Source organism: Actinomadura darangshiensis (assembly GCF_004349235.1).
GTDB lineage: Bacteria > Actinomycetota > Actinomycetes > Streptosporangiales > Streptosporangiaceae > Spirillospora > Spirillospora darangshiensis.
Genome location: NZ_SMKY01000298.1, coordinates 1 through 11,012 on the forward strand (window position 1 = coordinate 1; position 11,012 = coordinate 11,012).

The 11,012-nt window shown below is 70.2% G+C and carries 12 protein-coding genes; 4 read left to right on the forward strand and 8 right to left on the reverse strand.

All coding sequences use genetic code 11. The features are described 5' to 3' along the window. Together E1293_RS38590 and E1293_RS38595 are read left to right on the forward strand one after the other, a co-directional pair. Nucleotides 1-499, forward strand: a 499-nt coding sequence (locus E1293_RS38590; RefSeq protein WP_132203682.1) for an ABC transporter ATP-binding protein, incomplete at its 5' end; no start/stop codon positions are given. Further along, on the forward strand, nucleotides 496-2,013 hold the full coding sequence (locus tag E1293_RS38595; RefSeq protein WP_132203684.1) for a DUF6297 family protein: 1,518 nt from the start codon (nucleotides 496-498) through the stop codon (nucleotides 2,011-2,013). The genes E1293_RS38590 and E1293_RS38595, both read left to right, overlap by 4 nt. A 21-nt stretch (nucleotides 2,014-2,034) precedes the next feature. Here E1293_RS38595 and E1293_RS38600 read toward each other — a convergent pair whose 3' ends face one another. Next, entirely contained in the window at nucleotides 2,035-2,925 is an 891-nt protein-coding gene (locus E1293_RS38600) for an endonuclease/exonuclease/phosphatase family protein (protein WP_165978584.1), read from the reverse strand. 206 nt (nucleotides 2,926-3,131) lie between these two features. On the opposite strand from E1293_RS38600, the gene E1293_RS38605 reads away from it, so the two are divergent. Then, the gene (locus E1293_RS38605; RefSeq protein ID WP_132203688.1) at nucleotides 3,132-3,728 is read left to right on the forward strand and encodes a gamma carbonic anhydrase family protein; all 597 of its coding nucleotides are present in this window, start codon (nucleotides 3,132-3,134) and stop codon (nucleotides 3,726-3,728) included. On the opposite strand, the gene E1293_RS38610 is transcribed toward E1293_RS38605, so the two are convergent. The 4 genes from E1293_RS38610 to E1293_RS38625 form a co-directional block, all read right to left on the reverse strand. Continuing rightward, nucleotides 3,718-4,026 (reverse strand): hypothetical protein, encoded by a 309-nt coding sequence (locus E1293_RS38610; RefSeq protein WP_132203690.1) that lies wholly within the window; start codon nucleotides 4,024-4,026, stop codon nucleotides 3,718-3,720. The genes E1293_RS38605 and E1293_RS38610 overlap by 11 nt on opposite strands. 10 nt (nucleotides 4,027-4,036) lie before the next feature. Continuing rightward, nucleotides 4,037-4,597 (reverse strand): TetR/AcrR family transcriptional regulator, encoded by a 561-nt coding sequence (locus E1293_RS38615; protein WP_207939344.1) that lies wholly within the window; start codon nucleotides 4,595-4,597, stop codon nucleotides 4,037-4,039. A gap of 539 nt (nucleotides 4,598-5,136) precedes the next feature. Then, nucleotides 5,137-6,348, reverse strand: coding sequence for an MFS transporter (locus E1293_RS38620; protein ID WP_165978585.1), 1,212 nt, complete (start codon nucleotides 6,346-6,348; stop codon nucleotides 5,137-5,139). Nucleotides 6,349-6,846: 498 nt separating this feature from the next. Continuing rightward, nucleotides 6,847-7,758, reverse strand: coding sequence for an AraC family transcriptional regulator (locus E1293_RS38625; protein WP_132203694.1), 912 nt, complete (start codon nucleotides 7,756-7,758; stop codon nucleotides 6,847-6,849). A 94-nt stretch (nucleotides 7,759-7,852) separates the two neighbouring features. Here E1293_RS38625 and E1293_RS38630 point away from each other — a divergent pair, with 94 nt between their 5' ends. Continuing rightward, nucleotides 7,853-8,872, forward strand: a complete 1,020-nt coding sequence (locus E1293_RS38630; protein WP_132203696.1) for an MBL fold metallo-hydrolase — start codon at nucleotides 7,853-7,855, stop codon at nucleotides 8,870-8,872. Here E1293_RS38630 and E1293_RS38635 read toward each other — a convergent pair. From E1293_RS38635 to E1293_RS38645, 3 genes are all read right to left on the reverse strand, one after another. Then, nucleotides 8,766-9,776 (reverse strand): hypothetical protein, encoded by a 1,011-nt coding sequence (locus tag E1293_RS38635; protein WP_132203698.1) that lies wholly within the window; start codon nucleotides 9,774-9,776, stop codon nucleotides 8,766-8,768. The genes E1293_RS38630 and E1293_RS38635 overlap by 107 nt on opposite strands. Nucleotides 9,777-9,923: 147 nt before the next feature. After that, nucleotides 9,924-10,118 carry a DUF397 domain-containing protein gene (locus tag E1293_RS50335; RefSeq protein ID WP_132203700.1) on the reverse strand — a complete coding sequence of 65 codons (195 nt, stop codon included), beginning with the start codon at nucleotides 10,116-10,118 and terminating at the stop codon, nucleotides 9,924-9,926. After that, a complete protein-coding gene (locus E1293_RS38645) occupies nucleotides 10,115-10,996 on the reverse strand; it encodes a helix-turn-helix domain-containing protein (protein ID WP_132203702.1) in 882 nt (293 codons plus the stop codon). The genes E1293_RS50335 and E1293_RS38645 overlap by 4 nt, the downstream gene beginning before the upstream one ends. Nucleotides 10,997-11,012: the final 16 nt, after the last annotated feature.

The window sequence follows — 11,012 nt, forward strand, 5'->3', positions numbered from 1 at the left end:
GAAGACGACGCTGCTGCGTTGCCTGGCGGGGTTGCAGCCGGCGGACGGGCGGGTCGGGGTGTTCGGCCGGCCGCCGGCCGACGAGCCGGATTTCTGGCGCGACGTCGTCATGGCCGGCGAAGAGCCTGCGTGGTATCCGGGGCTGACCGTCCGCGAGCACCTGGAGCTGATGGGCGCGGTGCACGGCCCGGCCGGGGCGCGGATGGACGCCGGGGCGGCGCTGGACCTTTTCGACCTCACCGCGCGGGCCGACCTGGTACCGCTGTCGCTGTCGACCGGGCAGCGGCAGCGGCTGTCGCTGGCGATGACATTGCTGAGGCCGAGCCGTGTGCTTCTGCTGGACGAGCCCGAGCGAGGTCTGGACACCGAGTTCCGGAGCCGCCTGGCCGGGATCATCGCCGGGTACGCGGACGGGGGAGGCACGGTGGTCATGGCGACCCACGACCTGCGTCTCGCCGAGGCGGCAGGCGCGCGGCCGGTCATCCTGGAGGCCGCATGAGCGGCGTCGCGAGCGCGACGGAGGTCCGGGCGTACATGCGAACGCGGCGACCCCGCGGGCGCACACTGTCGGACCGCTATGCGAGCCTTCTCGGGCTGGTGCTCGCGGTGGTGATCGCGGGTCCGGTGCTGGTCGGCGCGTTGTCGGCCGTGCCGCGCGAGGTCGACCCGTCGCGGGCGTCCGCGGGCGTGGCGCTGCTCGCGCTGCTTCTGGCGGGGGCGCTCTCGGCGGCCAGGATGTTCGGCCCTGTGGCGCTGCCCGCTGCGGACGCGGCGTGGCTGTTGCTGTCGCCGCTACCGCGCCGCGGCGTGCTCGGCCGTACGGCGGTCATCCTCATCGGGGTCTCGGTCCTGGCCGGCGCGGCGCTGGGGGTGGGCCTGCTGGCCGTTCTCGGTACGCAGGACCAGACCGTCCTGCGTCTGACCGCCGCGCTGGCGATCGGCGTCGCGACGATGGTGGGCGGGATGTCGGCGGCGGTGTCGGCCCAGGCTTTCGAGCGGTGGGACACGTGGCTGACCGGCGGGATCACCGTCATCGTGATCTCGGCGGGTATCGCGGCCTTCGCGGGTCTCGGCCCGGGCCGCCAGGCGGCGGCGTCCGTCGTCTCCGCGCCGCCGTCGGCCGTGATGGCGGTCGCGACGGCGTTCGTGGTGGCGGCTGCGGGGCTGGCCCTCCGCGCGTGGACGGCGCTCGGCCGCATCCCGGCACGTGCCGTGCTGGAAGCCTCCACCCGTACCGGTCACGCGGCCGTGGCGGCGGTCGTCATGGACCTTGGCGCCCTGACCTGGATCGCCGAGGACGCTCACTGGCGTGGCCGTTCCTTGCGCTCGCGTCCCTGGCCGTCCGGCCTGGGCCGCGCACCCGCACTGGCGGTCGCCTGGCAGGAGTGGCGGCGCCTGGCCCGCCGCCCCGTCCGCGTCGCCCTTCTCGCGTCATCCGCGCTTCTTCCAGTGCTGGTCGCCCGCGCCACACCTGATGCGGCAGGGGGCGGCCTACCCGCGGCCGTCGCCGTCGTGCTGTGCGCGGGAGCCCTGACGGCCGCTGCCGCGGTCACGTCCGGAGCCCGGCGCGACGGGGACAACCCGGCGATGGCACGGCTGCTCGGCGCGGGTCCGCGGGCGCTGCTCGCCGCGCGGGCAATGGCTCCCGCGCTGCTGGGCGGCGGCTGGCTGGTGGCGGCGCTGGCGGCACTGGACGCGGCGGGTGCGCTGCCCGCCGGGCCGTGGTGGCTGCTGGGCGCGGCGTGCGGCCCCGCGCTGGCGGCCGGTGCGCTGCGGATGGCGCGGCGGCGGCCCGTGGACCACTCGATGCCCGTTCTGGACACACCGGTCGGCGCGTTCCCGACGGGTCCGATGCTGTGGGCGCTGACCGGTGCGGACGTCGCGGTGCTCGGCTGCGCGCCCGCGTTGGCGGCGCTCACCGGCGGGCCGTCCGCGGGGCTCCTGGCAGCGCAGGCGATGTCGGGCGCGACGGTGCTGGGCCTCTATCTCGGTCTGCGCGGACGCCGCCACTGAACCACTTTGGTCAGGACGGGTTCACTGTCCGCCGAACTTCAGGTGCGCGATCACGGGGTCGTGATCGGACGCGTAGATGCCGCCGAGGCGGTACGGGTCGATCTCGGACCAGGCCGTCCGGACGTTTCCCCGCGCCAGGATCCAGTCGATGCGCTTGCCGTCCGGCTCCGGAGGCCGCCAGTGGTTCTCGGTCCGATAGAGGGGACCGTGCCGGCGGGCCGTCGTCCAGGTGTCCCGGAAAGCGTCGGGCCCGGTGAGGAGCGAGTACACCGGCGACGTTCCGGCGGCGGAGTTGAAGTCACCGGTGAGCACCACGGGAGCCCCCGCCTGGAATTTCCGCACGCGCTCCAGAATGAGCCGTGCGCTTTTCACCCGAGAATCCGCCGACAGATTGTCCAAATGCGTATTGGCCTGGTACAGCACCTTGCCGGTGCGCCGGTCGCGGAACTTCGCCCACGTCACCATCCGGACATACCGGTTTCCCCAGGTCGCCGAGCCGATGACGGACGGGGTGTCGGAGAGCCAGAAATGGTCGAAGTCCAGCACCTCGAACCGCTGCTTGCGGTAGAAGATCGCGAGGAACTGGTCGCGGGTGCCGCCCTGGCTGCCGAGCCCGATCCAGCCGTAGTCCGGCAGCGCCCGCGCCAGGTCGCGCACCTGGTACCACCGAGCCTCCTGCACGCCCAGCAGGTCGGGTTCATGGTCGTCCAGCAGATGCCGGACCAGCGGCAGCCGGGTCTTCCAGTCCTTGGGCGGCGGATCGTTCACGCCGCGCAGGTTGTAGGTCATCACGCGCACGGTGCCGTCGCTGTCGGCCTTCGGCTTGGCCAGCACGAACCCGGACACGAGCAGCACGGCCCCGGCCGCGACCACCGGCCAGAACCACCGGCGCCGCAGAATGCGCCCGAACACCCCGCTCACACCGCCGGCCCGCGCCGAGGCAGGCCACCCTCCGCCGTCATCGAGCCACCCGCCCATCCTCGACCACTTTCAGGATATATCGCTTATCCTTTCTTGTCCATTTTCAATATAGAACTGCGGCACTCTCTATATTGCCCTCGCCTTTAGAAGAAAGGCAGGCAATGTCGGTCCGCGTCGGGGGAAAGTACGCTCGGAGCATGATTCTTGAACACCGAGGTCGGCGCCCAGTGGTCCCCGAGTCGGCCTATGTCGCGCCTTCGGCCGTCCTGTGCGGAGCGGTCGTCCTGGGGGAGCGGGCCCGCATCCTGCACGGAGCCGTCCTCACGGCGGAGGACGGCGCCGTGCGGACGGGCGCCGACGTGGTCGTCATGGAGAACGCGCTGATCCGCGGACGGGCCGGCCACCCGGCGACCCTTGGGGACGCCGTGCTGGTCGGCCCCCACGCACACGTCAACGGCGCCACCATCGAAGACGAGGTCTTCGTGGCCACGGGCGCGTCCCTCTTCCCGGGCTCGGTGGCCGGAACACGCTCCGAACTGCGCATCAACAGCGTCCTGCACGCCAACTCGCGCCTCGCCCCGGACACGGTCGTCCCCATCAACTGGATAGCGGCCGGCGATCCAGCCGAACTGTTCTCTCCGGACCGGCACGACGACCTCTGGGAGAAGCAGCGCGACCTGGACTTCCCCGGCACCGTCTACGGCGTCCCGCGTGGTACCTCAATGCGCGAGATCATGTCCCGCCAAGCCGGGTTCTATGCCGCCCACAAGGACGACCGCCGCCTCAGCGAGTGACTGGTCGCTCCTGCGCTTCTCGTCGTCCGAAGGCGCCCGGACCGGCGTGGAGGAGACCGATCAGCAGAACTCCCAATGCGGCGGAACCGAAGGCCGCCGCCGGATGCTGGTCGCCGTGCGCCCAGTAGAGGAGCAGCGCGGCCAGGACGAGCCCGGCCCATCCGCCGATGAAGTTCGGGACGGGCCCGTTCCCGGTCAGGTTCGGATAACGCTTCCGGGTGATGCCGTGGACGAAGTGCGGAAAGGCGTTGCCGCCCATCACGCCGCCGAGAAGGCTGAGGCCGATCGTCTGCCACATTGGGGGCTCCTTACTGCAAGCCGGACTGGCGGAGCAGGGGAAACAGAACGTCGTCGATGAGGCGGCGCAGGTAGGCGTCGTCGAGAGGCTCGCCGCTGACGAAGAGCCGGGCGAACAACATGGCGGAGCTGATCTCGACGAAAAGCGCGTGGTCGACGGTGGACGGCAGCTCACCACGAGCGACGGCGCGGGCGATGACGTCACCGAACGCTTCCGACTTGACCGCGACGACCTGGCTCCGCACCACGGCGGCGAGTTCGGCGTCGCGCCGCATCGCGAGCATGAGTTCGAGGATGAGGGCGGCGTCCTGGCCGGTGAGGCTGGACCGCATGGCCAGCAGCACCGCCAGCAGGTCCTGGCGCAGGTCGCCGCTCTCGGCGGGCTCGGGGGCCGGGGCCGCGGCGTACCGCTTGACGGCGGACACGACGAGCTCGGGCTTGCCAGACCATCTGCGGTAGATCGTGGCCTTGCTGGACCGCGCCCGCGCCGCCACCGCGTCCATCGTCAGCCGGTCATAGCCGACCTCGCCCAGCAACTCCAGCGTGGCCACCAAGATCGCTGCCTCGCGCACCTCGCCACGCCGTCCCTGAGCCACGATGTCCGCCCTCTCCGAACGAAACGAAACCGTTCCGTACACTACGCCCGCAAGAAAGTGTACGCAACCGTTTCGTTCGAGGGTGCCGATGCGCCGGGCGACGCGGTTCCCAGCGGACGGTCCCCATTGGCTGGATAGCAGCTGGCGACCCCGCGGAACTGTAATGGCCCGCCGAGCCGACTTCTACGCCCCCCCACGAACACGACCGCTCCTGCACCGGCTGACGCTGCCGGTGAATGCCGCCAAAAGTGCGGCGTCCCGGGACCTTCCGGCCCCGGGACGCCTTCACGATCAGTGCCAGTCCAAGCTACGCATCCTGTCCACCTCCCTTCTGCCTCGGCTCGATTGCTCCGCGAACCTGATCGTCGTCAGCGAGACGGCCGGATGCGCGTCATCGTCCTAAAGGCGACGTGCCTGCGGTTTGTCAGGTCCACTGGAGCTCGCGCATTCGGTTCACCTCCGTCGGTCTAGGAGCGGTTCATTTCGTCCGGCGCGCCGCGGGCAAGTGCGATGGGTCATGCGGGGGTGGGGGAGGCTATTGGCGCGCGGTGGCAACGGCGCCAGGTCAGGGCGAGGGGAATGCCTGCGGCTACGCCCAAGGCACCGAAGAGGGCCACCGCGAAGGGCGGGGTCATCGGCCTGGCCGTCAGGCCGGCGAGCACCATGCCGAGCCCCTGCGCGGCGGTGAGCGCGGACGCCGCGACGCCCGTCGCCTGGCCGCGCAACTCGTCGGGGACGATGCGCACGAACTCGGCGTTCGCCGACGTCTGGTAGGCGGTGAACAGGCCGGAAACCGTCCACAACGCGAGCGTCGCGACGAGCCCGGGGCGCAGCGCGCACCCGAGCAGCGGCACGCTGGTCAGCACCGCTAGGACGCCGGTGACACGGAGCCGCGGACCGGCCGGAACGAGACGCGTGAAGACCAGCATGCCGACCACGCCACCCACCGGCATCGCTGCGTACAGCAGGCCGACCGCGGCGGTGCCCGCGCCGATATCGGCGGCGTACGGCACCGCGAGAGCCTCCGGCGCCATGTAGAAGCCGGCGAGCGCCGCCAGGCCGACCAGCGCCGCGAGCCGGGGGTCGGCGGCGATCAGTCGCACCGCCGCCTTGCCGGGCACCGCACGGGGGCCGCCCGCCGCGGCGGCCGCCCGGTACCGGACGCCCGCGCGAACGATCAGCGCGCTCACCGCGAACGCCGCGGCGTCCACGGCGAGTGAGAGGCGCGGCCCGATCGCCGCCACGACGACCCCACCTGCGGCGAAACCCGCGAGGTTGGCGAGCTGCCCGCTCATCTGGTTGACCGCCACGCCGAGCGGGTAGGCCGCGCCGTCCAGAACCTGGGGCGTCGTCGCGATGCGCGCGGCCCGGTCCGCCGGGGAGAGGAACTGCGCGGCGAACACGAGCCCGCAGACCACCGCGAACGGGACGTGGCTCGGCAGGGCGCACACGATCAGGACCATCCGGACGAGGTCCGTCGCGACCATCACCCGCCGGCGCGGCCACCGGTCGGCCAGTCCGCTCAGCAGCGGCCCGCCGACCAGCGACGGGAGCAGCGTCATCGCGTACGTGAAGGCGGTGACCGCCGCCGATCCCGTCCGCTCGTACGCCAGCACCGTGACGGCGACCCGCGCCAGCACGTCGCCGACCTTGGAGGTGAGCCCGGACGCCCACAGCGCGCGGAACTCACCCGAGGAGAACACCGCACGCAGGCCGACGTCACCCATTGACTCCTCCTCCGGGGGCTGCCGCGTTCGAATCCGGGGCGGGGCAAAGGCGGGCAGGCCCCGCCCGGGACCGCGACCCGATGCCGGACGGGCCCGGTCGACCAGCGTCGGATCACCCATTCGGGAACACGACTCGTCAGCCCCAAGTGAAATCGCGCATGCACGCCACCTCCCTCGAATCGGCTCGGATCGGTCGTCCTACGAAGGCCGGCGGCCTTGGAACGGACTGAGTTCGCGCGTGCCCTGCGACTCTTCCGTCCGCTTCGGGCGGCCCCCGGCGGTTGTCGAGGGGGGCGGTCAGTTCCAGTTGAGGTCGCGTACTGATTCACCTCCCGTGGCTTCGATGGGCGCCCTGTGGAGCGCCGGTGAGATCGTCTCCGACCTTGGTATAAGAGCGGTATATGAACCACATTCGGCCACGTGAGGGCGGGTGGGGCCGATCCCGGGCGTTCGGTCAGCGGCACCCGGCGGCGGGCCAGGGAAGTGGTGCTGCGGTCGTCAGTCCGCGCGTTCCTCGTTCGGCGTGACGTCGGCTGTTCGCCGGTCGTCGCGGTAGTGGCCCGGTGCGACACCGAATTCGCGTTTGAAGGCATGCGAGAACGCGAACGGTGAAGCGTAGCCCAGTTGGCGTGCCACCGCCGCGAGCCCGAGGTCCGTATCGCTCAGCAGACGCGTCGCGAGCGTCATCCGCCACTGCGTCAGGTAGGTCATCGGGGCCTGCCCGACCAGACCCGTGAAGCGTCTCGCGAGCGTGGTGCGGGAGAGCCCGGCCGCCGCCGCGAGGTCCTCGACCCGCCACGGCCTGCCCGGGTCGCTGTGCATCGCTTCGAGCACCGACGTGATGGCGGGATCGCGGAGCGCCCGGGGCCAGCCCCCGTCCCCGTGGTCATCGAACCAAGCGCGGACCATGTAGATGAGGAGCAGATCGAGCAGGCCGGCGAGCGCCGCGTCCCGGCCCGGGCGCCGCGTCGTCGTCTCGGCGGCGAGCAGGTCTACCGCCGCGCGCAGGTGCCGATGGTCCCCGGCCTGGGTGGGAAGGTGCACGAGCTCGGGGAGCGTCCTCAGCAACGGGTGGGTCCGCCGCCGATCCAGCCGGTACTTCCCGCACAGCATCTCGACGCTCCCCGCAGGATCGGCCACCGCGGTCTCGAAGGGCACCGGGTGCGTGCCGTCGCGCGAGTCCGAGAGCACGTGCGCGTGCCCCGCGGGCAGGAGCACCACGTCCCCGGTGCCGAGTTGGATGGGCTTTCGCCGGTCCATCAGCAGCCAACCCGAACCGCGCACGACGACGTGGAAGCCCGCACCGTCGTAAGGCACAAAGCGGTAGCACCACGGGGAGCCGACCCGCAGGCGGTTCGCCGAGGGCCGCCCGGTTCGCATGACCCCGATGATGTCGCTGAGCAGGTCCACGGCCGCATACTACGCCCGCCCGATGAGACGATTGAGCATCAGACTGGGTGAATCGATCATTTATCGGCCCGACCGTCCACCCTAGAGTGGCGCTATGAGTGATTTCACCATCGGTGACGTCGAGGTGACCAAGGTGCCCGAATGGATCGGCGAGATCGCGCCGGCCAGGGTCATCATCCCCGACAGCACCCCGCAGATCTGGCGGGACAACCAAGCGTGGCTCGCGCCCGATCACTGGAATCCCGACACGGACGGCTACCACGCCGCGGTGCAGACCTGGGTCCTGCGCAGCGAGGGCAAGACGGTGCTCGTCGACACCGGGGTGGGCGACGGCCGCGACCGGCCGCAGATTCCGATGTTCGACCACCTGGACACCGGCTTTCTGGACCGGCTCGCCGCAGCTGGTGTGCGAGCGGACGAGGTGGACGTCGTCGTCAACACCCACATCCACTACGACCACGTCGGCTGGAACACGATCGGCGGCGACGGAGACTGGGAACCGGCGTTCCCGAACGCGACCTACCTCATCCCGGCCGTCGACCAGCGGTACTTCGCCCCCGAGAACGCGCACCGGCGTCCGGCTCCGCGCAGCGACAACGAACGCCTGCGGCAGCAGGGAAGCCTTCTCGTCTACGCCGACAGCATCGCACCCGTGCTCGCCAAGGCCACGCTCTGGGAAGACACGTACCGAGTGGACGGCAACCTCACCCTGGAACCGGCACCAGGCCACACCCCAGGATCAGCCGTACTCCGCGTACGGTCGCGCGGCCACAGGGCCGTGTTCGTCGGCGACGTCATGCACAGCCCTGTGCAAATCCTCGAACCCGAATACAACAGCTGCTTCTGCGAGGACCGACCCCAGGCGGCCGCCACCCGGCACCGGCTACTCGAACGGGCCGCCGACGAGGTGGAAATCGTGATCCCCGCGCACTTCGCCGGAGCCGGCGCCGTCGAAGTAGAACGGCAAGGCGACCGATTCCAGGTAGCCGCCGGCGTATGCGGGTCGTTCAATCCCGGTATCGTCCACCACGCAAGTCCAGGATTTGGTAGGGCTCGATCCGGTCGGCTGTGCGCAGGTCTGGGAAGTCGAGGCCGAGCTCGAAGGAACCGGTAACGCCGCCGCCCGGGCCGGTTCTGAGAAAACCGCCGAAGGTGCCCTCGTCAGGGAGATAGCCGATGGTCACGCCGTCGGCGATGACGGTCCTTTCACGCACGATGCGTGCCCGATGGCCGACCGCCAGCCCGTCCTTGCTCATGCGCTTCTTCCGGTAGCGCTCGCCTGGGTCGACCATGGCGTGGGCAACGACGCCGTCTGAGCGCATCTGGTGCACGAAGAGCTCGGCACTGCGCGCCTCCGTCCACACCGGTGCCGGCACGTCATAGGCCACAACGGCGTCTCCAGGCCGTAAGTCGGAGAAGCCGAGATACAAGGATCCGCTGTGCGCGCGAAGCTCGTCGACCACCTGGCCGGCCGTGTCGGTCACGAACAGCAGCCGCAACGCCTCGGCCACCGGTTCCCCACCGCGAACGACCCGTACGCGGTCGCCTGCCGTCAAGGTCCCCTCAATCGGGCCGACCCGCGCGGCCGGACCGACCAGCGGATCACCGTCCACGCCCCGGACTTCGGCACTTCCCAGCCGACGCTCGACACCGGTGGCCTGATATCCCGGCATCAGCCGGCCATCGGTGGTCCTCGCGCGCATGTAGACCTCGAAGCGGTCGCCCTCGCGGACGTCGCCGCACCCGCTGGCCACCGCGCACCGTCCGGAGGCGCCGACGGCCTCCAACGCCTCAAGCCGATTTCCGACGAAGGATTTCTCCCTGATCAGCGCGCCCACGTGCAGGTCCTCGGCGATCAGCACGCCGTCGCGGAACAGACGGGCCCGCGACCCGCGGACGATGTCACCGTCCTTCACCCGGCACTCCGGGAGCAGGCCGAAACCCGGGACATCCAGGCCCCCCGACACGGTCATCCAACCGAGCCGCCGCTCTCCGATCCAGATGGTGGTCTCGTTCACGTGCTCCCTCCTCGTCCGAAGGCATCTTGATCTCCACGGCCCCGGACGAGCCGCAACCTTTCGGCCCGGCCTCGTGCTTGGACGCTTGGACCATTCCTCGAAGCATGGGCCGAGCCGGTACTTGACGGGCTTGGCTGCGGGGTTCGTCTACGAGTTGCAAGAGCGGACGGCCCGCAGGAAGGCGGCCCACTCGCGAGGTGTGAAGTCGAGGATGGGGCCGTTCTCGCCCTGCTTGGTGTCGCGGACCCCGATGGTGCCAAGCAAGCCACGTCCAGCCTCGACACATTCGGAGTCCGGGTTGCTGTGGCTGGACTTGCGCCAACTGGTGTAGCGGGGGGTCATGGCTCGCCTGCCTCTTCGCTCAATCGGTCGGCCGTATCCGCCAATAGGGAGATGCTTTCCAGGGCGGGCAAGGTGGCCTTCCGGAGTCGGTTGAAGTACCGCTCATACTCTGCCACCTCGCTAGGCTCGGTGTGAACGAGACAGGTGTTGGCGTTCTCCGCGACGACCAGGGTGGGGTCTGTTGGGTCCGGGAATGTGTAAAGCATGTAGCCGGACGGCGGCAGACGGCCTGGTTCGAGGCGCGCTTCGAGCGACAGGATCAGGATCGTAAAGCGCGGTTCACGAGTGAGTGTCTCCACCATGTGGCGTAGTTGAGCTGCCATGGCCTGTGGAGCGACGGGCAGGCGCTTTAGGACGAACTCGTCCAGGATGATCTCGCCGATCGGCCCTCCACGCCGGAAAACGCCCTGCTGTCGCTGCAGCCGCGCCTCCAGGCTGCGTTGAGGTATGTAGCTCAACTCGGATCCTTCGGCGAGGTCCATTTCGACAAGCGCCTGCATGAAGTCGGGGGACTGCACGAGGCCGGGGATCGACATCTGGTTGTAGCCACGGATGGAGGCGGCACCCGACTCGATGTCGGCGTACATGCGTTGTCTGGCGCCCATGGCGTCGCCGTAGGAGTCCCACCAGCCGCGGTCGGCGGCGTCGCAGGCGATGTTGAAGATCTCGTCGAACTTGTCGCCGGTGACGCCGAGGATCCTCATGATCTTCACGATGTCGCGGACGTCGGGGCGGCAGCGGGCGTTCTCCAGTTTCGACACCGTCATGCGGGAGCGGTAGATGCGCTGGGCGAGTTCGTCGGCGGTCATGCCGTTCTGCTCGCGGAGGGTCCGCAACTCGGTGGCGAGGCGGCGCCGACGGACGAACGGGCTGGTCACCGGAGCCCTCCTGGAT